The sequence below is a fragment of the Streptomyces sp. BK239 genome (assembly GCF_004217285.1).
Lineage (GTDB): Bacteria > Actinomycetota > Actinomycetes > Streptomycetales > Streptomycetaceae > Streptomyces.
This window is the reverse complement of sequence record NZ_SHKS01000001.1, coordinates 1,084,755-1,110,304: the sequence shown is the minus strand read 5'-3', so window position 1 is coordinate 1,110,304 and position 25,550 is coordinate 1,084,755. Positions and strand designations below refer to the sequence as shown.

The 25,550-nt window shown below is 72.0% G+C and carries 21 protein-coding genes; 11 read left to right on the top strand and 10 right to left on the bottom strand.

The annotated features are described in order from the left end of the window. Positions 1-50 precede the first annotated feature (50 nt). A complete protein-coding gene (locus EV567_RS04850; protein WP_130437578.1) occupies positions 51-950 on the bottom strand; it encodes an acyltransferase domain-containing protein in 900 nt (299 codons plus the stop codon). 89 nt (positions 951-1,039) lie between these two features. Between EV567_RS04850 and EV567_RS04845 the strand changes: the two genes are divergently transcribed. After that, positions 1,040-1,306 (top strand): DUF6343 family protein, encoded by a 267-nt coding sequence (locus EV567_RS04845; protein WP_130437314.1) that lies wholly within the window; start codon positions 1,040-1,042, stop codon positions 1,304-1,306. Between the two features lie 41 nt (positions 1,307-1,347). Here EV567_RS04845 and EV567_RS04840 read toward each other — a convergent pair whose 3' ends face one another. The 4 genes from EV567_RS04840 to rpsA form a co-directional block, all read right to left on the bottom strand. After that, complete coding sequence (locus EV567_RS04840; RefSeq protein ID WP_130437313.1) at positions 1,348-1,728, bottom strand: M48 family metallopeptidase; 381 nt, start codon at positions 1,726-1,728, stop codon at positions 1,348-1,350. A gap of 82 nt (positions 1,729-1,810) precedes the next feature. Next, positions 1,811-2,413 (bottom strand): dephospho-CoA kinase, encoded by a 603-nt coding sequence (coaE, locus tag EV567_RS04835; RefSeq protein WP_130437312.1) that lies wholly within the window; start codon positions 2,411-2,413, stop codon positions 1,811-1,813. Between the two features lie 93 nt (positions 2,414-2,506). After that, positions 2,507-3,445 carry a PAC2 family protein gene (locus EV567_RS04830; protein ID WP_130437311.1) on the bottom strand — a complete coding sequence of 313 codons (939 nt, stop codon included), beginning with the start codon at positions 3,443-3,445 and terminating at the stop codon, positions 2,507-2,509. 179 nt (positions 3,446-3,624) lie between these two features. Beyond that, positions 3,625-5,121, bottom strand: coding sequence for a 30S ribosomal protein S1 (rpsA, locus tag EV567_RS04825; protein ID WP_130437310.1), 1,497 nt, complete (start codon positions 5,119-5,121; stop codon positions 3,625-3,627). Between the two features lie 366 nt (positions 5,122-5,487). Between rpsA and EV567_RS04820 the strand changes: the two genes are divergently transcribed. Together EV567_RS04820 and hrpB are read left to right on the top strand one after the other, a co-directional pair. Then, positions 5,488-6,300, top strand: a complete 813-nt coding sequence (locus EV567_RS04820) for a class I SAM-dependent methyltransferase (RefSeq protein WP_130437309.1) — start codon at positions 5,488-5,490, stop codon at positions 6,298-6,300. Positions 6,301-6,388: 88 nt separating this feature from the next. After that, positions 6,389-8,932, top strand: a complete 2,544-nt coding sequence (gene hrpB, locus EV567_RS04815; protein WP_130437308.1) for an ATP-dependent helicase HrpB — start codon at positions 6,389-6,391, stop codon at positions 8,930-8,932. Here hrpB and EV567_RS04810 read toward each other — a convergent pair. The 3 genes from EV567_RS04810 to EV567_RS04800 form a co-directional block, all read right to left on the bottom strand. Next, positions 8,922-9,914 (bottom strand): DUF3068 domain-containing protein, encoded by a 993-nt coding sequence (locus EV567_RS04810; RefSeq protein WP_130437307.1) that lies wholly within the window; start codon positions 9,912-9,914, stop codon positions 8,922-8,924. The genes hrpB and EV567_RS04810 overlap by 11 nt on opposite strands. Positions 9,915-9,935: 21 nt before the next feature. Then, a complete protein-coding gene (locus EV567_RS04805) occupies positions 9,936-10,070 on the bottom strand; it encodes an SPW_0924 family protein (protein ID WP_130437306.1) in 135 nt (44 codons plus the stop codon). Between the two features lie 203 nt (positions 10,071-10,273). After that, complete coding sequence (locus EV567_RS04800; RefSeq protein ID WP_130437305.1) at positions 10,274-12,163, bottom strand: lytic transglycosylase domain-containing protein; 1,890 nt, start codon at positions 12,161-12,163, stop codon at positions 10,274-10,276. 353 nt (positions 12,164-12,516) lie between these two features. Here EV567_RS04800 and EV567_RS04795 point away from each other — a divergent pair, with 353 nt between their 5' ends. Beyond that, positions 12,517-13,356: a DUF4184 family protein gene (locus EV567_RS04795; RefSeq protein WP_130437304.1), complete on the top strand. Its 840-nt coding sequence runs from the start codon at positions 12,517-12,519 to the stop codon at positions 13,354-13,356. 444 nt (positions 13,357-13,800) lie between these two features. Here the strand turns inward: EV567_RS04795 and EV567_RS04790 are convergent, their stop codons facing one another. Together EV567_RS04790 and polA are read right to left on the bottom strand one after the other, a co-directional pair. Beyond that, entirely contained in the window at positions 13,801-14,190 is a 390-nt protein-coding gene (locus EV567_RS04790) for a hypothetical protein (protein ID WP_130437303.1), read from the bottom strand. A 200-nt stretch (positions 14,191-14,390) separates the two neighbouring features. After that, positions 14,391-17,117: a DNA polymerase I gene (gene polA / locus EV567_RS04785; protein ID WP_130437302.1), complete on the bottom strand. Its 2,727-nt coding sequence runs from the start codon at positions 17,115-17,117 to the stop codon at positions 14,391-14,393. Positions 17,118-17,244: 127 nt separating this feature from the next. Between polA and EV567_RS04780 the strand changes: the two genes are divergently transcribed. From EV567_RS04780 to EV567_RS04750, 7 genes are all read left to right on the top strand, one after another. Beyond that, a complete protein-coding gene (locus EV567_RS04780) occupies positions 17,245-19,524 on the top strand; it encodes an FdhF/YdeP family oxidoreductase (RefSeq protein ID WP_130437301.1) in 2,280 nt (759 codons plus the stop codon). Positions 19,525-19,590: 66 nt separating this feature from the next. Next, entirely contained in the window at positions 19,591-20,079 is a 489-nt protein-coding gene (locus tag EV567_RS04775) for a PaaI family thioesterase (RefSeq protein ID WP_130437300.1), read from the top strand. Positions 20,080-20,135: 56 nt separating this feature from the next. Next, positions 20,136-20,528 (top strand): hypothetical protein, encoded by a 393-nt coding sequence (locus EV567_RS04770; protein WP_407071562.1) that lies wholly within the window; start codon positions 20,136-20,138, stop codon positions 20,526-20,528. Beyond that, positions 20,525-21,151: a Tat pathway signal sequence domain protein gene (locus tag EV567_RS04765; protein WP_130437299.1), complete on the top strand. Its 627-nt coding sequence runs from the start codon at positions 20,525-20,527 to the stop codon at positions 21,149-21,151. The genes EV567_RS04770 and EV567_RS04765 overlap by 4 nt, the downstream gene beginning before the upstream one ends. 290 nt (positions 21,152-21,441) lie before the next feature. Further along, on the top strand, positions 21,442-22,677 hold the full coding sequence (locus tag EV567_RS04760; RefSeq protein WP_130437298.1) for a branched-chain amino acid ABC transporter substrate-binding protein: 1,236 nt from the start codon (positions 21,442-21,444) through the stop codon (positions 22,675-22,677). 115 nt (positions 22,678-22,792) lie between these two features. Next, entirely contained in the window at positions 22,793-23,722 is a 930-nt protein-coding gene (locus tag EV567_RS04755) for a branched-chain amino acid ABC transporter permease (RefSeq protein ID WP_130437297.1), read from the top strand. Between the two features lie 5 nt (positions 23,723-23,727). Continuing rightward, on the top strand, positions 23,728-25,548 hold the full coding sequence (locus EV567_RS04750; RefSeq protein ID WP_130437296.1) for a branched-chain amino acid ABC transporter permease: 1,821 nt from the start codon (positions 23,728-23,730) through the stop codon (positions 25,546-25,548). The last annotated feature ends 2 nt before the right edge of the window (positions 25,549-25,550 follow it).

The window sequence follows — 25,550 nt, the reverse complement described above, 5'->3', positions numbered from 1 at the left end:
CCAACGCCCCGCCCCCGCCGCGCCGTTCCCGTTCGCGCGCCGATCACTCGTCAGAGGGACAGCCATCCCGTTCTGACGTACCAGTGCCCCCCGTCCCGCAGATGGTCGAGGACCGCCCGGTGCAGGACGGTCCGGCGCGGGAGCCGCTCCAGCGGCACGTCGGTGGTGCCGAAGACGAAGCGGACGGGCGTCATGTCCTCCGGTTCGGCCGGCTCCTCGCGCAGCCGGAACCGTTCCTGGAACCGGACGATGTTGGAGTCGCCGGGCAGGTACCGCTTCAGCTGGGGATCGAGCAGCCAGGAGGAGCAGGTCGCCACCGAGTAGGGCTGTTCGGGGTGGTGCCGGGCGAAGAAGTCCCGGGCGAGATCCAGGGAGCGGTCGCAGGCACGCGGCGACAACGGGCCCATGAAGTCGGGCACATGGACGCTCAGAGCGGGGTCGTCGAGCCCGGCGGCGAGGCCCGCCGCCGCGATCGAGTCGCTCGTGCGCCGGTCGATCCGCGACCGCTGGAACTGGAGCCGTCCCAGCTGGTACAGCTCGCCCCGCAGGTGCAGGGACAGCCAGCGGGCCGACAGGATGCCGCCCGTGCCGTGCCACCTGCGGTGCAGCGCGACCGCGCGGCCGACGTCGGCGAGCGTGCGCCGGGAGACCTCCTCCGGGACGCCCAGCTTCCGGTGGTGGGCGCGGGCGTGGGGCAGCGCGCCGACGAGCACGTACAGCGGGAAGAACCGGGCGAGGGCTCCGGACGCGCCGGGGAGGCCGGGCACGTCGGCTCCGCCGCGGACCTCCCCCATGCCCTCCACGAGTTCCGCCACCGCCTTCTCCAGGAAGGCCCGGATCCCGGCGTCGCCGGTCACCCGCCGGCTCAGCCGGACCGGCTCGTCGATGTCCTGGTGCGGTACTCCGAGGTCGAGGAGCACCTCGGCCAGCTCGTCGGTATCCGGGAACAGCACGGATCTGACCCCCCTCTTCGCGATCACCGCTCTCCTGGAGAACGCCGGAAGCGAAGAGTACGTTTCACAGGAGGAGTGATGATGCGATGCGTACAGGCAGTGAGCCGGCGACAGCCCGCAGTCCGCTGAGGATGCGGTTGTGGCTGACCGTGTGGGGGCTGCTGTGGGCGGCCTTCGGCACGGTCGCGTTCGCGCTCGCCGGGCGGCCGGGGTGGGCCGCCGCCTGCGGGGTGCTGTGGCTGGTGGTCACCGTCGACCTGACGATGATCGTGCGGCATCTGCGCCAGGGGCCCCACTACCAGCCGGGCCGCGACATCCCGCCGTATCCGCCGCCGGAACACCGGCACCCGTGACACCGTCCGGCGGGCGGCGCGGCGGGGGGCCGTGCGGGCCCTCAGGAGTCGAAGCGCGCCGCTTTCAGGTACTGAGGGTTGGGGTCGAGCGCGGCGGCCAGCCGGAAGTGGCGTTTGGCCTGGTCGCCCCGCCCTTGCCGCTCGTAGGTGCGGGCGAGCGCGAAGTGGGCGAACGCGTTGTCCGGCTCGCGCTCCAGGACGATCGTGAACTCGAGTTCGGCCGGCCGCAGCTGTGCGGCGGCGAAGAAGGCACGCGCGCGCAGCAGCCGGGCCGCCGTGTTCTCGGGGTAGGCGGCGATGACGCCGTCGAGCAGCTTCACCGCGCCCCGCGGGTCCCGTGCGGCGAGCAGTTGCTCGGCGGCACGGAAGTCGATGACATGCGTCTCCGGAGTTCGTCCGGTCGAACCGCTGGTTTCGGGCACGGAAAATTCCTTCCCTCGCTGCACGCGTTCAACGCGTCGGGCGACTCCCGCTATTCCGGGGCAACGGAGCCGTGGAGAGGCCTCAGGCGGTGCGTGCCCGGCGCTCCAGGCCGGCCCACACGTCCTTCACGCGCGCTCTCAGCTCGGCCAGCGGGACGTCGTTGTCGATGACGACGTCGGCGATCTCCCGGCGCTGCTCCCGCGTCGCCTGGGCCGCCATGCGTGCGCGTGCGTCGTCCTCGGTCATGCCGCGCAGGCGGACCAGGCGGTCGAGCTGGGTCTCGGGGGCGGCGTCGACGACCACCACGACGTCGTAGAGGGGTGCGAGGCCGTTCTCGGTGAGGAGCGGGACATCGTGGACGACGACGGCGTCCACGGGCGCGGCGGCCTCCAGTTCGGCGGAGCGGGCTCCGACCAGGGGGTGCACGACGGCGTTGAGCGCGGCGAGCTTGTCCGGGTCGGCGAAGACGAGGGAGCCGAGCCGGGGGCGGTCGAGGCTGCCGTCCGCCGCGAGCACGCCCTCCCCGAAGGTCTCGACGATCGCGGCGAGGCCCGGGGTGCCGGGCGCGACGACCTCGCGCGCGATGCGGTCCGCGTCGATCAGCACGGCGCCGCACTCCACCAGCAGCCGTGACACCTCGCTCTTGCCGGCGCCGATGCCCCCGGTCAGGCCCACTTTCAGCATGTCGTGCAGCTTACGGCCTGCCACCGACAGCGCACCCGGCGCTCCCGGTATCCACCTCCGGGCCCGGCGCCGCACTCCGGTGCCGGGCGGGGCTCAGCCCTCGCCCTCCCGCTCCGCGAGGAACTTCTCGAACTCCCGCCCGATCTCGTCGGCCGAGGGGATGTCCACGGGCTCGGCGAGCATGTTGCCCCGGGTCTCGGCGCCCGCGGCGGCGTCGTACTGGTGCTCCAGGCCCTGGACGAGGGCGGTGAGCTCCTCGTCGCCCTCCTGGATCTGCCGGTCGATCTCGGTCTGGGTGCGGTGGGCGTCGTTGCGCAGGGAGTGCGCGATGCCCGGCAGGACCAGTCCGGTGGCGGCGGTGAGAGCCTCCAGGACGGTGAGGGCGGCGTCCGGGTAGGGGGAGCGGGCGATGTAGTGCGGGACGTGCGCGGCGATGCCGAGGACGTCGTGGCCGGCTTCCATCAGGCGGTACTCGACGAGCGCCTCGGCGCTGCCGGGGACCTGCGCCTCGTCGAAGGGGCTGCGGTGGCCCGGGACGAGGTCCGTGCGGTTGCCGTGCGGGGTGAGGCCGACGGGGCGGGTGTGCGGGACGCCCATGGGGATGCCGTGGAAGTTCACGGACAGGCGGACGCCGAGCCGCTCGACGATCTGCCGGACGGCGACGGCGAAGCGCTCCCACTCCACGTCCGGCTCGGGGCCGGACAGCAGCAGGAACGGGGCGCCGGTGGTGTCCTGGACGAGCCGCACCTCGATGGCGGGGTCCTCGTAGTCGGTCCACCGGTCGCGCTTGAAGGTCAGCAGCGGGCGGCGGGCCCGGTAGTCCACCAGCCGGTCGTGGTCGAAGCGGGCGACGACCTGGTGGGGCAGCGCGTCGAGGATCCCGTCGACGATCTGGTCGCCGGTCTCCCCCGCGTCGATGTATCCGTCGAAGTGGTAGAGCATGACCAGTCCGGCCGACTCCTGGGCGAGCGCCATGTCGACGACGGCCAGCCCCTTCGGCTCCCATGCGTACAAACCCTGCGGATCAAGCACTTGGACCGCTCCTCCTCGTGTTCCCTCTTCGTCAACACGCGTGAGGACAGGGGCATTCCCACTCCGGGCCATGATCACGTGGATCTGTCCCGGCCGGCACGTCTCCCTTCGGCAACGGCTGAGGGGCCGTACCCCGGAAGGTACGGCCCCTCAGTCAGGAGCTGGTGCTCAGTCGGGCGTCAGCTCTGACCGCCGGCGAGCTTCTCGCGCAGAGCGGCGAGCGCCTCGTCCGAGGCGAGCGCACCGGAGGTGTCCGCACCCTCGGAGGAGTACGAGCCACCGCCCGCGGCCGGGGCCGCACCCGCGGCTTCGCCGCCCTCGGCAGCGGCCTTCTCGTCCGCCTCGCGGGACTTGATGACCTGCTGCTGGTGCTGCTCGAAGCGGGTCTGCGCCTCGGCGTACTGGTGCTCCCACGCCTCGCGCTGGGTCTCGTAGCCCTCGAGCCAGTCGTTGGTCTCGGGGTCGAAGCCCTCGGGGTAGATGTAGTTGCCCTGGTCGTCGTAGGACGCGGCCATGCCGTACAGGGTCGGGTCGAACTCGACCGTGGACGGGTCGGCGCCGAAGGCCTCGTTGGCCTGCTTCAGCGAGAGGCTGATGCGGCGACGCTCGAGGTCGATGTCGATGACCTTGACGAAGATCTCGTCGTTGACCTGGACGACCTGCTCCGGGATCTCCACGTGGCGCTCGGCCAGCTCGGAGATGTGGACCAGACCCTCGATGCCCTCGTCCACGCGGACGAACGCACCGAACGGAACCAGCTTCGTGACCTTGCCGGGCACGACCTGGCCGATCTGGTGGGTGCGGGCGAACTGCTGCCACGGGTCTTCCTGAGTCGCCTTCAGCGACAGGGAGACACGCTCGCGGTCCATGTCGACGTCGAGGACCTCGACCGTGACCTCCTGGCCGACCTCGACGACCTCGGAGGGGTGGTCGATGTGCTTCCAGGACAGCTCGGAGACGTGGACCAGACCGTCGACGCCACCCAGGTCCACGAAGGCACCGAAGTTGACGATCGAGGAGACCACACCGGAACGGACCTGACCCTTCTGGAGGGTCGTGAGGAACGTCTGGCGGACCTCGGACTGGGTCTGCTCCAGCCAGGCACGGCGGGACAGGACCACGTTGTTGCGGTTCTTGTCCAGCTCGATGATCTTCGCCTCGAGCTCCTTGCCCACGTAGGGCTGGAGGTCGCGGACACGGCGCATCTCGACCAGGGAGGCCGGGAGGAAGCCGCGCAGGCCGATGTCGAGGATGAGGCCACCCTTGACGACCTCGATGACGGTACCGGTGACGATGCCGTCTTCTTCCTTGATCTTCTCGATGGTGCCCCAGGCACGCTCGTACTGGGCGCGCTTCTTCGAGAGGATCAGGCGGCCTTCCTTGTCCTCCTTCTGGAGGACCAGGGCCTCGATCTCGTCACCGACGGCGACGACCTCGTTGGGGTCGACGTCGTGCTTGATCGAGAGCTCGCGGCTCGGGATGACACCTTCGGTCTTGTAACCGATGTCGAGCAGGACCTCGTCCCGGTCGACCTTCACGATGACGCCGTCGACGATGTCGCCGTCGTTGAAGTACTTGATCGTCTCGTCGATCGCGGCGAGGAAGGCTTCCTCGTTACCGATGTCGTTGACCGCAACCTGCGGGGTGGTGGCGGTGGTCTCGGTGCTGCTCGTCATGTGGGAAAGGGCTCCGGTACGGACATTGAAGTCGTAGGTACTGCTACGCCGGGAGCCCGTATCGCTCTGAAGAAGCCGGACAGCCTAGGAAGCGCCCCACCGGTGAACCGGTGATGACGCCTCGACAACCGAGGGGACATACGACAGATGCGAGCGCAGCCTGCTACGTCTGAGGTGCGCAGGCCCGCAGCGCAACTTGTAGCATACGGGGGCAGCCGGGCAGGGTCAATGCGCGAAGGCGCACACCCGGGGCACAACGCCGCAATCCCGGCACAAGAAACGTCCTGCGAGGCCGGACAGGCCGGAAAGACCTCTTCCGCGACACGTCCCTGACGGGATGAACGGAAGAGTACGACGAGGGAGCAGATCATCCAAGAGCCCGATGCGTTCGAACCGGAAGCCACCCGGCGCGACGCCGACGTCACGGAGAGTTCCCGGGCCAATCGCGGCTGGTGGGACCGCAACGCCGACGACTACCAGACCGAGCACGGCACGTTCCTGGGCGACGACCGCTTCGTGTGGTGCCCCGAGGGCCTCGACGAGGTGGAGGCCGAGCTGCTGGGCCCGGCCGAGGAGCTGAAGGGCAAGGAGGTGCTGGAGATCGGCGCCGGCGCCGCCCAGTGCTCGCGCTGGCTGGCCGCCCAGGGGGCCCGGCCGGTCGCCCTGGACCTCTCCCACCGCCAGCTCCAGCACGCGCTGCGCATCGGCGGGTCGTTCCCGCTGGTGTGCGCGGACGCGGGCGCGCTGCCCTTCGCGGACGCCTCCTTCGACCTGGCGTGCTCGGCGTACGGCGCGCTGCCGTTCGTGGCGGACCCCCGGCTGGTGCTGGGCGAGCTGCGCCGGGTGCTGCGCCCGGGCGGCCGCTTCGTCTTCTCCGTCACGCATCCGGTCCGCTGGGCCTTCCCCGACGAGCCCGGCCCCGAGGGGTTGTCGGTCTCCGCCTCCTACTTCGACCGCACGCCCTACGTCGAGCAGGGCGAGGACGGCCAGGCGGTGTACGTGGAGCACCACAGGACGCTCGGCGACCGCGTCCGCGACATCGTGGCGTCCGGCTTCCGCCTGGTCGACCTGGTCGAGCCGGAGTGGCCGTCCTGGAACACCTCGGAGTGGGGCGGCTGGTCCCCGCTGCGCGGAAACCTGATCCCGGGCACGGCCGTCTTCGTCTGCGAACGGGACTGAAGCGGCCCTCCTGTAGACCCTCTAGACCCTCCGCACGCGCGCGTGCGGGCGTACGCGGGAGCTTCCCCGGGCGTACGACACTGGGGGCGTGATCCGTGACGACGCCCTGGACGCGCTGCCCGTGCGGGCCGCCCTGCCCGCCCTGACCGACGCCCTGGACGGGCCCGGCGTCGCCGTACTGGCCGCGCCGCCGGGCACCGGCAAGACGACGCTGGTGCCGCTCGCGCTGGCGGGCCTGCTGGGCGGAGCCACGGCCCGGCGGGTCGTGGTGGCCGAACCCCGGCGGATCGCGGCGCGGGCCGCGGCCCGGCGGATGGCGTGGCTGCTGGGCGAGCGGCCCGGCGAAAGCGTCGGGTACACCGTGCGCGGCGAGCGGGTCGTCGGGCGGCACACACGCGTGGAGGTCGTCACCACCGGCGTGCTGGTGCAGCGCCTCCAGCGCGACCAGGAGCTGACCGGTGTCGACGTCGTCATGCTCGACGAGTGCCACGAGCGGCATCTGGACGCGGACACGGCGGCCGCGTTCCTGTGCGACGTGCGGGCGGCCCTGCGGCCCGATCTGCGGCTGGTGGCGGCGTCGGCGACGACGGACACGGCGGGCTGGGCGCGGCTGCTGGGCGGTGCGCCGGTGGTGGAAGCGCACGGGGCGTCGTACGACGTCGAGGTGGTCTGGGCTCCCCCGGCCCGCCCGCTGCGCCCGCCGCACGGGATGCGCGTCGATCCGGCGCTGCCGGCGCATGTCGCGTCGGTGGTGCGGCGGGCGCTGGCCGAGCGGTCCGGGGACGTGCTGTGCTTCCTACCCGGCGTCGGGGAGATCGCCCGGGTGGCGGGGCTGCTCGGTGGCCTGGACGGGGTCGACGTGCTCCAGGTGCACGGGCGGGCGCCGGCGGCCGTGCAGGACGCGGTGCTGACGCCGGGCGTGCGACGGCGGGTGGTGCTGGCCACCTCGGTGGCGGAGTCCTCGCTGACGGTCCCCGGGGTGCGGGTGGTCGTCGACTCGGGGCTCGCGCGGGAACCGCGGGTGGACCACGCGCGCGGGCTGAGCGCGCTGGCGACCGTGCGGGCCTCGCAGGCGGCCGGGCGGCAGCGGGCCGGACGCGCGGGACGTGAGGCGCCGGGGACGGTGTACCGCTGCTGGACGGAGGCGGAGGACACGCGTCTGCCGCGTTTCCCCTCCCCCGAGATCAAGGTGGCCGACCTGACGGCGTTCGCCCTTCAGGCGGCCTGCTGGGGGGATCCCGACGCCTCGGGGCTCGCGCTGCTGGATCCGCCGCCGGGCGGGGCGATGACGGCGGCGCGGCGTCTGCTGACGGCGGTGGGGGCTGTGGACGGCGGCGGCCGGGCCACGGACCGCGGGATGCGGCTGTCCCGTCTGGGGCTGCACCCGCGGCTGGGCCGCGCCCTGCTGGACGGCGCCGCGCTGGTGGGGGCCGAGCGGGCGGCGGAGGCGGTCGCCCTGCTGAGCGAGGAGGCTCCGCGGGAGTACGGCGACGATCTCGCGGCCGCCCTGCGTCGCGCCCGGCGCGGAGGCGACGCCTACGCGGGGAGGTGGCGTGCGGAGGTGCGGCGGCTGCGGTCCGTCGCCGCCGCGGAGGACTCCCCGGGGCCCGCCGACGGTCCCTCACCGGCCGGTGTCAGGACGTCGGGTGAGGACGCCCGGGACGATCAGGTGGCCGGGCTCGTGGCCGCCCTCGCGTTCCCGGAGCGGATCGCCAGGCTGGACGGCGGGTCGTACCTGATGGTGTCCGGCACCCGCTGCGAGGTGCCCGACGGGTCCCCGCTGCGGGGCGTCGCCTGGCTCGCCGTGGCCGTCGCCGACCGACCCCTCGGCAAGGGGCACGCACGCGTCCAGCTCGCGGCGGCGGTCGACGAGGATGTGGCGCGGTTCGCGGCCGGCGCGCTGCTCGACGCGCGGGAGGAGGTCCACTGGGCCGAGGGGGACGTCGTCGCGCGGCGCGTGGAGCGGCTCGGCGCCGTGGAGCTCGCGGCCCGTCCGCTCAAGGACGCCGACGGGGCCCTCGTGCGCGAGGCGCTCCTCGAAGGGCTTCGGCAGGAGGGGTTCCGGTTGCTGCGCTGGTCGCCGGAGGCGGAGGGCCTGCGGCAGCGGCTGGCGTTCCTGCGGCTGCACCTGGGCGAACCGTGGCCCGACGTGGCCGACGCGTCGCTGCACGCGCGTGTGGGCGAATGGCTGGAGCCGGAGCTGAGCCGGGCCCGGCGGCGCGCCGATCTCACGCGGATCGACGCCGGGCAGGCGCTGGCCAGGCTGCTGCCGTGGGCGTCGGGCGAGGCGGCGCGGCTGGAGGAGCTGGCGCCGGAGCGGATCACCGTGCCCAGCGGGTCCAGGATCCGGATCGACTACGGCGATCCCGAGCGGCCCGTGCTCGCCGTCAAGCTCCAGGAGATGTTCGGCCTCCAGGAGTCGCCGCGGCTCGCGGGGGTGCCCCTGCTGGTGCACCTGCTCTCGCCCGCGGGACGACCGGCGGCCGTCACGGCGGACCTCGCGTCGTTCTGGAAGGACGGCTACCACGGCGTACGGGCGGAACTGCGCGGCCGGTATCCGAAGCATCCGTGGCCGCAGGACCCGGCCGGCGCCGAGCCGACCCGGCACACCAACGCGCGGCTCAGGCGGTGACCGGTTCGGGTTCGGCGGGCTCCTCGGGCGCGGGCTCGCCGGGGCGGCGGCCGCGGGCCTCCAGCCAGAGGGCGAGCGCGAGCAGGACGGCGCCGAGGAACAGGAAGCCCCGGGGCAGGTAGGAGGTCATCAGCAGGACGACGGTGCGGTTGGCCTTGACGAGGTCGACGGTGTGCTCGATGTAGTCCTCGCGCATCTTCACGTGCCCGGCGAACGCCGTCACCCGGTCGCGGTCGCCGAGCAGGGTGCCGCCGCGCAGTTCCTCCTTGTGGATCTCCTCGCCGTAGACGGGCGCGCCGGTGAGGGGTTCGACCCAGAACCTGCGGACGGTGGTGTACCAGCGGGTGGTGCCGGTCGCGGCGACGGTCTCGGGGGTGATTCCGGCGACCGGCATGGTCTTGGGCATGGGGACCTTGGTCCACGGGACGGTCTGCTCGAAGTAGTAGACCTCGACGCCGCGGAAGTCCTGGGTGCCCTTGTAGTGGATGGGGGCGGTGATCCTGGCCTGCGCGTCGAAGTACTCATAGTCCCGTTTCTCCGTCAGGAACGGCCACTTGAACTCCAGTCCCTCGCGTCGGACGGGGTCGCCGTCGACCGCCTCGCCGGGGGCGTGCACGGGTTCCTGGGTGTGGGCGTCGAAGATGTAGCGCTCGGGGACCTTGGAGACCATCCTGCCGTCGGGTCCCAGGACGTAGGACAGGCCGTCCCAGACGACGACGTCCCGGCCGACGGTCTTCTCGATCCGTTCGGAGGCCTCCACGTCGCCCTTGAGGGTCTGCACGATGGTGACCTTGGGGACGGTGCGGGCGGTCATGGTGCCGTAGTCGAGGAGGGTGGCGTCGTGCGCCTCGAGGACCATGGTCTGGTACTCCCCGGCCGGGATCTTGGCCAGGCGCGGGAAGGCGTACCAGCGCAGCAGCGGGGACAGCGCCGCGAAGAACACGGCGAGGGCGAGCAGGACCAGGCCGGCCTTGCGTCGCATCTCGGCCTCCCTCCCGGGCGGTCAGGGGTGTGGTGGCACCGTCGTCAGCAGCGGTTCCGGGGAGGTCCGTCCCGCCGGAGCGCCCAGGGCGGTGACGGCGAGGACCAGGGCGAGCGCGAGGACGAGGCCGGACGCGGCGGCGATCAGAGCGCGCATGCGGTCCTCCCAAGGTGTGCGGCGCGGCGCGGTGTGCCGCCTCGCGCCGGTGTCGGGGCGAGGGCAGCGGACCTGATGGTTCGTCAGGTCGGGCACCGTAGCAACGGGCGGCCGAGATGAGAACACGTCGAACACGCCCCGACACGACGACGGCGCCCCGCTCGCGAGGAGGGGACGCCGTCGTCGTGTCGGGGCGGTTGGCGTCAGGAGCCGGTCGACGCCGATCCGGAGGGGCTCGCCGAGGTGCTCCCGGAGGGCGTCTTCGAGGTGCCGCCGGACGGGCTGGTCGAGGTGCCACCGGACGGGTCCGAGCTGCCGCCGGACGGGTCCGAGGTGCCCTCGGAGGGCTCGGGGGTGCCTTGGGACGGGTCGGGGGTCGTCGGCGCGGGCGCCGTCACCGTGAGTTCGACGGTGAGGGTGGCGCCGCCGGTGGTGGTCACGCTCAGCAGGTACGTGCCGGCGTTGTCGTCGGCGTACAGCTTCGGCAGCTTCAGCAGGCCGTCTGCGTCGGTCCGCAGGTCCGTCAGACTGCGGACGCGGTTGCCGGCGGCGTCCTTGAAGTAGGGGCCCTTGTCGTTCGCGGTCGTGCCGCCCGCCGCCGCGACGAGGGTGGCGGTGGCGGCGACCTTGCCCGCCGCGGCGCCCTTGTAGGTGGCCTTCACCTCGACCTGGTCGGCGAACTCGCCGCCCGCGACGCAGGTCAGCGCGGTGCTGCTGGTGCGGGCCAGGGCGTCGGCGGCGCGGGCGGCGACGGTGGCCGTGTACTGGACGGCGGGGACCGTGCGGCCCACGACCGTGGCGCGCACGGTGAACGTCCCGGTCTTCTCGCCCGCCCGCAACGCCGGGGCGACGGCGACACCGGCGCTGTCTGTCTGGACCGTGGCGACGCTCTCGCCGCCGGTGAACGTGGCGTCGCCGCCGGTGACGGTGAAGCGGATCCTGACCTTGCCGACGCCCTTGCCGGCCTTGGTCTCGGCCCGCGCGCTGATCTTCTCGCCGAACGCGGCGCCCGCCGTGGCGGTGAGCTTGGTGGCGCCCGCCGCCTCCAGGTGGTCGACGGTGTCGGTCGGCGTCGTGGGCGCGGGCGGGGTCGGCTTCCGGGGCGGGGTGGCGGGCGGCGTCGTGGTGCCGCCGCCGGGCTTGGTGGTCGCCGGGGGCGTCGTCGCCGGCGGGGTGGTGGTCGACGGCCGGGTGGGCGACGGGGACCACGGGGAGGGGGTCGTCGTACCCCTGCCGGCGCCGCCGTCGCTGCGGTTGCCCGGGAGTGCGCCGGTGCCGTCGGGGATCTCGTGCGTGCCCTTGCGGTAGTACTCCAGCCACGACAGGACGGTGTTGTAGTACTCCGTCGACTTGTTGTAGCTGAGGATCGCCTTGCGCAGGCCGGAGGTGGTGGCCATGTCCCAGTCGTAGCGGCACAGGTAGTGCCCGGCGGCGAGCGCGGCGTCGTAGATGTTGTTGGGGTCCTTCTTGCCGTCGCCGTTGCCGTCGCGGCCGGCCCACGCCCAGGTGGACGGGATGAACTGCATGGGGCCGACGGCGCGGTCGTAGACGGCGTCGTTGTCGTAGGCGCCGTGGTCGGTGTCGCTGATGTTGGCGAAGCCGACGCCGTTGAGGACCGGGCCCAGGATGGGCGAGAGGGTGGTGCCGTCGGCGCTGACACGGCCGCCGCCGGCCTGCCCGGACTCCACCTTGCCGATGGCGGCGAGGAGTTGCCAGGGCATGTTGCACCCCGGCTTGGACGCCTTGAGGGCGTCCGCGGCCTTCTTGTAGGCGTCCAGGACGGTCGCGGGGATGCCGGTCTCGCTGCCGGCGGCGCCGGTCGGCGTGGTGCCGGTGCTCTGGGTGGGCGAGGGGACCGGGCTGTTCAGGGGTGGCAGGTCCGTGTAGTACGGCGAGTTGCCGGTGGCGCTGCCCTCGGTGGCGTTGCCTTCGGTGGCGGCATCTCCTGACGGGGCGTCGGCGGCGGTGCGTCCGCCCGGCGTGTCGGCCGTGACGTCCGGCGCCTGGGACGCCGCCAGAGCCGCGACCGCCAACGCGGCCACGGTGGTGTTGACCGCTCCCTTGCGCAGCCTGCTGCCGAAATGCGCCGACATGAAGTGAGCCCCTCCCGTGGACACTCGAGCGCCCGTGTTCGTCTGTTTCGCCCGCCCTGGTGGGACGGCCTTGTTCCGCTCGCCCTGTTGGGACGATCAACTGTCCGAAACGGTTGCCCTCGCGGGCGGTATTCACCGTTTCGCCCTGCTCTGATCACTTCAGCTGTTCGACCGCGCTTCAGGCGAGGCGACCAGGTGACCCTACGACAACTTCTTTTGCACCGGCACCCGTTCGAACCCTCCATTCACCGAGTGCTCACGCCCGCGTGGGTTGTCGGAGGCTTCCCGCATACTGGTCGCAGCGTCGCACTTCTGGCCGGGCGGTCCGGCAACGACCTTCACCGGGAGCCGGGTTGCCGTTCACGTTGAGTCATGCGGCCGCCGTGCTGCCCGTCATGCGCACCGACGGGAGCGGGCGCGGTCCGCTGGTGCCGGCCGTCCTCGTGGCGGGCTCCTTCGCTCCCGACATGACCTACTACGCGGCGAGCGTCCTGGACGGCGCGATGGAGTTCGGGGACGTCACCCACTCCTTCGCCGGCGTGTTCACCGTCGACGTGGTCGTGGCCTGGGCGCTGGTGGCGCTGTGGCTGCTGGTGCGCGAGCCCCTCGTGGCACTGCTGCCCCGGGCCCGTCAGGGCCGCACCGCCGCCCTGACGCGCTGCGGCGCGCCCCGCGCGCGGGTCGCACCGTCCGTCCTGCTGCGGTGGTACGCGTCGGCGGTGCTCGGTTCGCTGACGCACGTGGTGTGGGACGCGTTCACCCATCTCGACCGGTGGGGCATGCGGCTGTTCCCGGTGCTGGGCGAGACGGTGGCGGGCTCGCCGCTGTACTGGTATCTGCAGTACGGCGGTTCGGCGATCGCCGCGGTGGCGATCGCCGCGTTCCTGACGTCCGCCCTGCGCCGGACACCGCCCGCCGAGCCGCTCGGCGTACCCGTGCTGTCCAAGCGGGACCGCTGGTGGGCGGCGGCCCTGATCGGCGGCTGCGCGGTCGTCGCGGCGGTCCGGCGGGCGACGCGCTGGTGGGATTACTGGGGACCCCGGGCCGAACCGTACGAGATCATCCCGACCGTCTGCTTCGGCACGGGCGCGGGCCTGTTCCTGGGCGTCCTCGCCTACGCCACGGCGGTCCGCCTACGCCGCCCAGCACCTCTGGAACCGACACAGCACCGCGAGGGAGTCGGCGTCCGCTGAGCGCTCGGCTCGGGCCGGGGCGCGGGGACCGGGTGCGCGGGCCGGAGGGACGCCCGCCCGGGATGGGGGCGAGGGCCCGGGGTGGCCAGGCGGTGGCCAGGCAAGGGAGACGCGGCTGCGGCGGATGCCCGGCAACGGAGACGCGGCTGCCCGGTGCCGGACCACTGCGCGGGAGGTCATCACGACGACGCCCGGCGGGCGCGGCCGACCGGCACGAGGCCCGGGCGCGGCAGTCGCCGCCGCCCGGCACGGGCCGAAACGCGGGGGCGGGGCCCGCGAGGCGGACGCCCGACCACCGAGACGCGGCTGCCCGGTGCCGGACCACTGCGCGGGAGGTCATCACGACGACGCCCGGCGGGCGCGGCCGACCGGCACGCGGCCCAGGCACGGCAGTCGCCGCCGCCCCGGCACGGCACGGCACCGGATTGCGGGGGGCACAACCGGTCAGCTGTGGCCGAGAGGGGTGGGGCTCGAGGGCAGGTCCACGATGAAGATCGTGAGGCGGCGGGCCGTGCGGGGCCTGAGGCGTCCGCGCAGGGCGCTCAGGGCGCCGAGGACGAGAGCGAGGTATCCGCGCATCACGTCGCCCCGTAGCCGTCGCCGTGGGCTGACCCGGGCCAGGAGGCCGAGCCCCCGGCGGCCCAGTCGTACGGCCGCGGAGGCCACCTCGGCGGCCAGGGCGACGGGGACACGGGGACGGACCGCGCCGGGCGCGAGGCCGGGGAGCGGTCGTCGCCCCCAGGGCCTCGCCCCGGGGCCGACCTGCGGCTTCGCGGCGGCCATGGCGTGCACGCGTGCGGGGGCCGTCCGGCGGTGAAGCATGCGTATACCCATGGCGGCATCCTGACGGCCCGGCGTCCCGGGGGCGTTCTGACGGGGGCCGGCCGGGTGAGGCTCCTCGGGAGCACACCGGCCTGCCGGCGGCGACGGAGGACGCAGGGGGCGGCGTCCTCCGTCGCCCCCTGCGTCCACCGTGCCGTCCGCGGGCGCGGGGTGGAACCCCCCACCCCGCAACGAGCACCGCGTACCGGTGGTCAGTGGGCTGCCGACTCCCAGTCGTGGCCCGATCCCACCGAGACGTCCAAGGGGGCCCGGAGGCGGACCGCCGTGGACATCTCGCGGCGGACCAGTTCCTCCACCGCCGCGCGCTCGCCGGGTGCGATCTCCAGGACGATTTCGTCGTGGACCTGGAGCAGCATCCGGGACGTCAGGCCGGCCTGACGCAGCGCGCCGTCCACCTTCAGCATGGCGATCTTGACGATGTCCGCGGCGGTGCCCTGGATGGGGGCGTTGAGCGCCATCCGCTCGGCCGCCTCGCGTCGCTGGCGGTTGTCGCTGTTGAGGTCGGGGAGGTAGCGGCGGCGGCCGAAGAGGGTCGCCGTGTAGCCGGTGGCCCGCGCCTCGTCGACCGCCCGGCGCAGATAGTCCCGCACCCCGCCGAAGCGCTCGAAGTAGGCGTCCATCAGGGCGCGGGCCTCCGCCGCCTCGATGTTGAGCTGCTGGGACAGCCCGAACGCCGACAGCCCGTACGCGAGCCCGTACGACATCGCCTTGATCTTGCGGCGCATCTCCGCGTCCACCGCAGACTGCTCGACGCCGAAGACCTGGGAGGCCGCCGTGGTGTGGAGGTCCTCGCCCGAGGTGAACGCCTCGATCAGGCCCTCGTCCTCGGAGAGGTGGGCCATCACGCGCAGTTCGATCTGGCTGTAGTCGGCCGTCATGAGGGACTCGAAGCCCTCGCCGACGACGAAGCCGCGGCGGATCGCCCGGCCCTCGTCGGTGCGGACTGGGATGTTCTGCAGGTTGGGGTCGGTCGACGACAGACGGCCGGTCGCGGCGACGGTCTGGTTGAAGGTGGTGTGGATGCGGCCGTCGGCGGCGATCGTCTTGATCAGGCCCTCGACGGTGACGCGGAGCTTCGCCTGCTCTCGGTGGCGGAGCATGATGACCGGCAGTTCGTTGTCGGTCTGCGTGGCCAGCCAGGCCAGCGCGTCCGCGTCCGTGGTGTAGCCGGTCTTCGTCTTCTTCGTCTTGGGCAGGGCCAGCTCGCCGAAGAGGACTTCCTGGAGCTGCTTGGGCGAGCCCAGGTTGAACTCGTGCCCCGCCGCCGCGTGCGCCTCCTTCACCGCCTGCTGGACGGCGCCGGCGAACATCTGCTCCATGGCCTCCAGGTGGGACCGGTCGGCGGCGATGCCGTGCCGCTCCATCCGGGCGAGGAGGACGGACGTGGGCAGCTCCATGTCGCGCAGCAGTTCTGCGGCGCCGACCTCCTCCAGCCGGCCCCGGAACGCCTCCCCGAGGTCGAGGATCGCGCGGGCCTGCACCATCAGCGCCTCCGCCTCGGCGCCGTCGTCCGCGCCGAAGGCGAGCTGCCCGTCGGCGGTGGCGGCGGGAGCCAGCTCCCGGTGCAGGTACTCCAGGGACAGCGCGTCCAGGTCGAAGGAGCGGCGGCCCGGCTTGACGAGGTAGGCGGCCAGGGCGGTGTCCATGGAGACGCCGGCGACGCTCCAGCCGTGCTCGGCGAAGACCCGCATGGCGCCCTTGGCGTCGTGCAGCACCTTGGGGCGGTCCTCGGCGGCCAGCCAATCCGCCCACGCGCGGTCGTCGGCCTCATCCAGCTCGGACGGGTCGAACCAGGCCGCGGGTCCGCCGGCCGCGGCGAGGGCGACCTCGGCGACCGAGCCGGTGCCCAGCGCCCACGTGTCGACGGTGGCGACGCCCAGCGGGCCGTCGCCGTGCTCGGCGAGCCAGCCGGTGAGCTCGCCGGTGCCGAGGACGGTGCCGTCCAGGTCGACCCCGGCGGCGACGACCGGACTCACCTCGGCCTCCTGGCCGCCGGGGTCGACGGCGAGGAGCCGCTCGCGCAGCGAGGGGTTGCGGATCTCCAGGGTGTCCAGGACCAGCGCGACGGCCGTACGGTCGTACGGGGCGCGCTCGAGGTCGGCGACCTCCTTGGGCAGCTCCACGTTCCGCTCCAGCTCGGTGAGGCGGCGGTTGAGCTTGACGGACTCCAGGTGGTCGCGGAGGTTCTGCCCGGCCTTGCCCTTGACCTCGTCGACGCGCTCGACCAGCTCGGCGAACGAACCGAACTGGTTGATCCACTTCGCGGCGGTCTTCTCGCCGACCCCGGGGATGCCGGGCAGGTTGTCGGACGGGTCGCCGCGCAGGGCCGCGAAGTCCGGGTACTGCGCGGGCGTCAACCCGTACTTCTCGACGACCTTCTCCGGGGTGAACCTCGTCAGCTCCGAGACGCCCTTCGTGGGGTAGAGCACCGTGGTGTGCTCGCTGACCAGCTGGAAGGAGTCGCGGTCGCCGGTGACGATGAGCACCTCGAAGCCGTCGGCCTCGGCGCGGGTGGCGAGCGTGGCGATGACGTCGTCGGCCTCGAAGCCGTCGATCGCGAACCGCGAGACGTGCATCGCGTCGAGCAGCTCGCCGATCAGCTCGACCTGGCCCTTGAACTCGTCGGGGGTCTTGGAGCGGTTCGCCTTGTACTCGGTGAACTCCTCGGAGCGCCATGTCTTGCGGGACACGTCGAAGGCGACCGCGAAGTGCGTGGGCGCCTCGTCACGCAGGGTGTTCGCCAGCATCGACGCGAAGCCGTAGATCGCGTTCGTCGGCTGGCCCGTCGCGGTGGTGAAGTTCTCCGCGGGCAGCGCGAAGAACGCGCGGTAGGCCAGCGAGTGCCCGTCCATGAGCATCAGGCGGGGCCGGTCGCCGCCGGTGTTGGTCTGGGTCTTCTTCGCTGCTGTCTCTGCCACGCCCCCGATCCTGCCACGCCCCACTGACACCCGGCCCCGCCCTCCTCCCCCACCGTCCTCTCGCTGTCAGTGCGGCGTGCGAGGATCGCTGTCGGAAGAGACCCGTGCCAGCGAAGGGGAGCGCGCGATGGCCACGAAGCCGCCCAAGGCCGATCCGGTTCAGGACGCGCCGCAGGTCGCCGAGCCGAAGCACGCTGCGGCGGGCCTGCCGGCGGTCGGGCACTCGCTGCGGATCGCCCAACGCCAGATGGGCGTGCGGCGCACCGCGCTGACGCTGCTGCGCGTCAACCAGAAGGACGGCTTCGACTGCCCGGGCTGCGCCTGGCCCGAGCCGGAGCACCGGCACGCCGCGGAGTTCTGCGAGAACGGCGCGAAGGCGGTGGCCGAGGAGGCGACGCTGCGGCGGGTCACGCCGGAGTTCTTCGCCGCGCACCCGGTGGCCGACCTGGGCACCCGCAGCGGCTACTGGCTCGGCCAGCAGGGGCGGCTGACGCACCCCATGTACCTGCCGGAGGGCGGCGAGCACTACGAGCCGGTCAGCTGGGAGCGCGCCTTCGACATCGTCGCGGAGGAGATGTCCGCCCTCGCCTCCCCCGACGAGGCCGTCTTCTACACCTCCGGCCGCACCAGCAACGAGGCCGCGTTCCTGTACCAGCTGTTCGCGCGCGAGCTGGGCACGAACAACCTGCCGGACTGCTCCAACATGTGCCACGAGTCGTCGGGCTCGGCCCTGTCGGAGACGATCGGCGTCGGCAAGGGCAGCGTCCTGCTGGAGGACCTCCACCGGGCGGACCTGATCATCGTCGCCGGCCAGAACCCGGGCACCAACCATCCGCGCATGCTCTCCGCGCTGGAGCGGGCGAAGGCGAACGGCGCGAAGATCATCAGCGTCAATCCGCTGCCCGAGGCGGGCATGGAGCGCTTCAAGAACCCGCAGACCGCCAAGGGCCTCACCGCCGGCGCCGCCCTCAACGACCTGTTCCTGCAGATCCGCATCGGCGGCGACCAGGCCCTCTTCCGCCTGCTCAACAAGCTGATCCTGGAAGCGGAAGGCGCTGTGGACGACGCGTTCGTCCGGGAGCACACCCACGGCTTCGAGGAGTTCGCCGAGGCCGCCCGCGCCGCCGACTGGGACGAGACGCTCGCCGCGACGGGACTCACGCGCGCGGAGATCGAGAGCGCCCTGCGGATGGTCCTCGCCTCCAAGCGCACCATCGTGTGCTGGGCGATGGGCCTGACCCAGCACAAGCACTCCGTGCCCACGATCCGCGAGGTGGTCAACTTCCTGCTGCTGCGCGGCAACATCGGCCGCCCGGGCGCGGGCGTGTGCCCGGTGCGCGGCCACTCGAACGTGCAGGGCGACCGCACCATGGGCATCTTCGAACGTCCGGCGCCGGCGTTCCTGGACGCCCTGGAGAAGGAGTTCGGCTTCGCGCCGCCGCGCGCGCACGGCTTCGACGTGGTGCGGGCGATCCGCGCGCTGCGCGACGGCGAGGCGAAGGTGTTCTTCGCGATGGGCGGGAACTTCGTCGCCGCCTCCCCCGACACGGAGGTCACCGAGGCGGCCATGCGGCGTGCGCGGCTGACCGTGCACGTGTCGACGAAGCTCAACCGCTCGCACGTGGTCACGGGTGCGCGGGCGCTCATCCTGCCCACCCTGGGCCGGACCGAGCGCGATGTGCAGGACGGCGGCGAGCAGTTCGTGACCGTGGAGGACTCCATGGGCATGGTGCACGCCTCCCGGGGCCGCCTGGAGCCGGCGAGCGCGCGTCTGCTGTCGGAGCCGGCGATCGTGTGCCGTCTCGCACGCAGGGTGCTCGGCGAGGACAGCCGGGTGCCGTGGGAGGAGTTCGAGAGGGACTACGCGACGATCCGTGACCGCATCGCGCGCGTGGTCCCCGGCTTCGAGGACTTCAACGCGCGCGTGGCGCGTCCCGGCGGCTTCGCCCTCCCGCACGCCCCGCGCGACGAGCGCCGCTTCCCCACGGTCACCGGCAAGGCCAACTTCACGGCCGCGCCGGTGGAGTACCCGAGGGTGCCCGAGGGCCGGCTGCTGCTGCAGACGCTGCGCTCGCACGACCAGTACAACACCACGATCTACGGCCTGGACGACCGCTACCGGGGCATCCGAGGCGGACGCCGGGTGGTCCTCGTCAACGCCGAGGACGCGCGGGAGCTGGGCGTGGCCGACGGCAGTCACGTCGACCTGGTGAGCGAGTGGCGGGACGGCTCGGAGCGGCGGGCGCCCGGTTTCCGGGTCGTGGTGTATCCGACGTCGCGCGGGTGTGCGGCGGCGTACTACCCGGAGACGAACGTCCTGGTGCCGCTGGACGCCACCGCCGACACCAGCAACACACCGGCCAGCAAGTCCGTCGTGGTCCGTCTGGAACAATCGACGACCGACTGAGCGTTTGCTCAGCCAGTAGGGCAGTCGTTCTGCCGTACGGGTCACGACGAACGGAGCAGGTCCGCGATGGGCGAGCAGCAGCACGTGAAGTTCCCGCAGGAGGTCCTCGACGAGTACGCGGCGCTCGGCGTCGATCTGACGGCCCTGTTCTCCGCCGGGCACCTCGGCACGCGCATGGGCGTGCAGATCGTGGAGGCGTCGCCGGAGCGGGTCGTGGGCACGATGCCGGTCGAGGGCAACACCCAGCCGTACGGTCTGCTGCACGGCGGCGCCTCCGCGGTCCTCGCCGAGACCCTCGGCTCGGTCGGCTCGATGCTGCACGGCGGCAGCTCGAAGATCGCCGTGGGCGTCGACCTCAACTGCACGCACCACCGCGGGGCGCGCTCCGGCCTGGTCACCGGCGTGGCCACGCCCGTCCACCGGGGCCGCTCGACGGCGACGTACGAGATCGTGATCACCGACGAGTCGGACCGCCGCGTCTGCACGGCCCGTCTGACCTGCCTCCTGCGGGACGTGAACCCGGGCGACGGGGTGCCGGCGGGGGCGAAGGGCTGACGCCTCACCCGTCCGCAGCCGTTGCCTGCCGCCGCCGGGCGGCCTAGCGTCGGCACATGGCAACGGGAGGGCCCCTCTCGCCGAGGGCGGCGCGTCTGCTCGCACTGGCGTTCACGATGAGCCTGTCGGCGGCCGGCTGCGGCGGTTCGGGCGGCCCCGCGGCCGGGAGCACGCCGTCGGCCGCCACGCCGCCTCCCGAGGCGCTGTGCGCCCGGATCGTCGCCCACTGGTCGCGTGAGGTGCTGGACAGCGGCACGTACGGGGACTACCAGTCGATGGGGCTGTCCAACGGGCAGTACGACATCCTGCGCGCGGTCGTGGACGCCGCGCGGGCCGCCCGCAGGAGCCAAGGAGCCCGAGCGGCGGACGAGTTGATCGACCGTCAGGCCCGTGCGGGCTGCGTACGGTGGTACCGCTCGGGCGGACCCGGCGAGGGGCCGTGGAGTTGAGCGGCACAGGCCCCGTGGAGCCCGGAGAGGGCACCCGCGCGCGCGAGGCCGAGGACGGGACCCTAACGGCGCTTCCCGCACGCCCTCCGGGCCGTGCGGCCCGCCTGTACGCCCGCCGCCGACGGGCCGTCCTCGCCGCCGCGGCGGCCGCGGCACTCCTCGCCGGCGCGGGGCTCCTCTACGCGACCCGCCCCGAGGGACCCGAACCGCCTCCCACGCCACCACCGCCGTCCCCGTCGCAGGTGGTGGACATCCGCTACGTGGGCCTGCGCGCCGGCCAGCCGACGGCCCGCTCCCATTCCTTCGCCTTCGAGGTGCTGCTGAGCGTGGCCTCCGGCCCGCCGGTCACCACGACCCGCCTGTCCCAGCCGTACGCCGGAATCACGCTGGCCTCCGCCCCGCGGACGCCTTTCCGCACCGCGCCGGGCTCCGCCCGCAAGATCGTCATCACCATGCGGGTGACCGAATGCGGGAAAGTGCCCAAGGACGCCGGGCTGCCTTTCCTCGACGTAACTCTGCGTAATGCGCGCGCAATGGAAGACCACAGCTACATCCTGGGCCCCCGCTATGCGCGAGACCTCTCCCATGTCCTGCAAGTCGCCTGTAGCAACGATTTCGGGTAATCACCAAAACGCCCGAGACGCCTGAACCCCTCGGTGCGCGTCCTGCGATTTCTCACTATGCGGACAGGGCGAATCAGGCTGAATTCCTCTCTTCCACCCCCTCAGTACCGCTCTGCATTACCTCGTGTCATAACAAGAGCGTCACAGCCTTGGTCAGGCCCTCCTCCACGTTCCCTTCACCCGTTTAGAGTCACGCCCAGTCACCGCACGGTCGGAAAACCCCTTCCCGACCGAGCGTTCGACTCGGCCTCTTCCAGGGGGGAGGGCCGTGCCAGGGAAAGGACTGGATCGTGCGTCAACGTTCGTTCATCGCCATCACCGCCGCGCTGGCTGCGGGAGCACTCACCCTCACCGCGTGCGGCTCGCGCGGCGACGACGGCGACAAGGGCACCGACTCGGGCAGTGGCGGCACCACCGTCACCATCGGCGTCGACGCGCCCCTGACCGGCGACCTGTCCGCCATGGGCCTCGGCATCAAGAACTCCGCCGACCTCGCCGCCAAGACCGCCAACAAGAAGGGCTACGTCAAGGGAATCACCTTCAAGGTCGACTCCCTCGACGACCAGGCCCAGCCGTCCGCCGGACAGCAGAACGCCACCAAGTTCGTCGCCGACAAGAGCGTCCTCGGCGTGGTCGGCCCGCTCAACTCCAGCGTCGCCGAATCCATGCAGAAGGTCTTCGAGGCCGCCTCCCTCGTCGAGGTCTCCCCCGCCAACACCGGCCCCTCCCTCACCCAGGGCCCCAACTGGCAGAACAGCAAGACCCGCCAGTACAAGTCCTACTTCCGTACCGCGACCACGGACGCCATCCAGGGCCCGTTCGCCGCGCAGTACGTCTACACCACCGCCAAGAAGACCAAGGTCTTCGTCATTGACGACAAGAAGACCTACGGCGCCGGCCTCGCCTCCACCTTCACCACCGAGTTCAAGAAGCTCGGCGGCACCGTCGTCGGCACCGAGCACATCAACCCCGACACCAAGGACTTCGCCGCCGTCGCCACCAAGGTGAAGAAGTCCGGCGCCGACGTCGTCTACTACGGCGGCGAATACCCGCAGGCCGGCCCCCTCAGCAAGCAGATCAAGGCCGCAGGCGCCAAGGTCCCGCTCGTCGGCGGCGACGGCATCAAGGACGACACCTTCATCAAGCTCGCCGGCGCCAGCGGCACCGGCGACCTCGCCACCTCCGTCGGCGCCCCCGTCGAGGACCTCCCCTCCGCCAAGCAGTTCGTCGCCGACTACAAGTCCGCCGGCTACAAGGACGAGTACTCCGCCTACGGCGGCTACGCCTACGACTCCGCCTGGGCCGTCATCGAAGCCGTCAAGAAGGTCGTCGACGACAACGGCGGCAAGCTCCCCAGCGACGCCCGCGCCAAGGTCATGGCCGCCATGCAGAACGTCTCCTTCGACGGTGTGACCGGCAAGGTCTCCTTCGACGAGTACGGCGACGCCACCAACAAGCAGCTGACCGTCTACGCCGTCGAGAACGGCGCCTGGAAGACCGTCAAGTCCGGCACCTTCACCGGCTGACGCCCACCCCGTACCCACCCACGAGCCGCGCGGGGCGCTGTTCCACTGGCGCCCCGCGCGCACTCACATCCGGCCACATCCGTCGAACTATCCGAACCGTCTCGGAGGACATGCGGTGAACGAACTGCCGCAGCAGCTGGTCAACGGCCTGCTACTGGGATCCATGTACGGCCTTGTCGCCATCGGCTACACAATGGTCTATGGCATTGTCCAGCTCATCAACTTCGCCCACGGCGAGATCTTCATGACCGGCGCCTTCGGCGCCCTCACGGTCTGGCTCTGGCTCCCCGGCGGCACCACCATGTGGCTCGCCCTGCCCCTCATGATCGTCGGCGCGATCATCGTCGCCGTAACCATCGCCGTCGGAGCGGAACGGTTCGCCTACCGCCCCCTGCGCAACGCACCCCGCCTCGCCCCGCTCATCACCGCCATCGGCCTCTCCCTCGCCCTCCAGCAGGCAGTGTGGGCCTGGTACCCCGACGCCAAGTCCGCCCGCACCTTCCCCGAAATCCCCGGCGGACCCTTCGAACTCGGCGACGTCACCATCCAGACCGGCGACATCTTCCTGCTCTGCGCAGCCCCCATCAGCATGGCCTTCCTCGCCTACTTCGTCATGAAGACGCGCACCGGCCGCGGCATGCAGGCCACCGCCCAGGACCCGGACACCGCCAAGCTCATGGGCGTCAACACCGACCGGATCATCGTCCTCGCCTTCGCCCTCGGCGCCGCGTTCGCCGCCGTCGGAGCCGTCGCCTACGGCCTCAAGTACGGCCAGATCGACTTCCGCATGGGCTTCATCCTCGGCCTCAAGGCGTTCACCGCCGCCGTCCTCGGCGGCATCGGCAACATCTACGGCGCCATGATCGGCGGCATCGTCCTCGGCGTCGCCGAAACCCTCGCCACCGCCTACATCGCCGACATCCCCGGCATGGACAAGTTCGGCAGCCAGTCCTGGGCCGACGTCTGGGCCTTCGTACTCCTCATCCTCGTACTGCTGTTCAGGCCACAAGGCCTGCTCGGCGAGCGCGTCGCGGACAGGGCGTGACACCGATGACCACACAGACCACCGCACCCCAGACCCTGGCCACCCCCGCCACGGCAACCGGCCTCGTCCCCCTCCCCGAGAACATCGGACGAGCCCTCGCCCTCGGCGGCAGCGTCCTCGCCGTCATCTCCACCTTCCTCGCCTGGACCTGGACCAGCGCCTTCCCCGGCGACCTCACCGTCTACGGCTACCCCGGCGGCCTCCAGGTCCTCGTCCTCATCACCGGCGCCCTCACCACCCTCCTCTGCCTCTCCTCCTACGGCGTGCAAGGCCTCGGCTGGCTCACCCCCGCCGGAGCCGACGCAGCCGTCAAACTCGGCGCCCTCGCCACCTTCGCCACCGCCTGGTACACCGTCCTCGCCATCAGCGTCGACCTCGGCGGCCTCGTCAACCTCGAACCCGGCGGCTTCATCGTCGCCCTCGCCACCCTCGCCGCCCTCACCGGCGCCCTCGCCCTCCCCTTCGAACGCCCCGCGCCGGAACTCATCGACCCCGACGACACCGGCTGGGAACTCTTCAAGCACAACGCCCGCCACCAGCGGGACAACGTCAAGGCCGCCTTCAAGTCCGGCACCGCCAAGCCCCTCGGCAAGCTCCCCTCCTACGCCGAGATCCTCATCATCGTCGGCGTCCTCGCCCTCGGCCTCGTCGTCTTCACCTACGGCATCGGCACCGAGTACGACGAACTCTTCATCGGCTTCCTCATCAGCGCCGGCCTCGGCTTCGCCGCACTCACCAAGTCCGGCCTCGTCGCCCAGGCGTCCCAGATCACCGCACGCCACCAGAACATCACCATCTGCGGCGCGTTCGTCGCCGCCGCCCTCTTCCCCTTCACCCAGACCGACGACCAGTACGCCACCATCGGCGTCTACATCCTCATCTTCGCCACCGTCGCCCTCGGCCTGAACATCGTCGTCGGCCTCGCCGGCCTCCTCGACCTCGGATACGTCGCCTTCCTCGGCGTCGGCGCCTACGCCGCCTCCCTCGTCTCCGGATCGCAGAGCTCACCCTTCGGCGTCCACTTCCCCTTCTGGGCCGCCGTCCTCGTCGGCGCCCTCGCCTCGCTCGTCTTCGGCGTCCTCATCGGCGCCCCCACCCTGCGCCTGCGCGGCGACTACCTCGCCATCGTGACCCTCGGCTTCGGTGAGATCTTCCGCATCACCGCCAACAACCTCGACGGCACCTCCGGACCCGACGTCACCAACGGCTCCAACGGCGTCTCCTCCATCCCCGACCTCGACATCCTCGGATTCGACTTCAGCCAGCAGCACGACATCGCCGGCTTCGCCATCGGCCGCTTCGCCAACTACTTCTTCCTCATGCTGATCATCACCGCCATCGTGGTGCTGGTCTTCCGGCGCAGCGGCGACTCCCGCATCGGCCGCGCCTGGGTCGCCATCCGCGAGGACGAGACCGCCGCCCTCGCCATGGGCATCAACGGCTTCCGCGTCAAACTCATCGCCTTCGCCGTCGGCGCCTCCCTCGCCGGCCTCGCCGGCACCGTCCAGGCACACGTCACCTACACCGTGACCCCCGAGCAGTACCTCTTCGCCGGCGCCATCCCCCCCAACTCCGCCTTCCTGCTCGCCGCAGTCGTCCTCGGCGGCATGGGCACCATCAGCGGACCCCTCATCGGCGCCGCCCTGCTCTACCTCATCCCCAACAAGCTCCAGTTCCTCGGCGACTACCAGCTCTTCGCCTTCGGCGTCGCCCTCATCCTGCTGATGCGCTTCCGGCCCGAAGGCCTCATCCCCAACCGGCGCCGCCAGCTGGAGTTCCACGAGGAGGCGGAAGCGCCCACCGTCCTGACGAAGGCAGGGGCCTGACC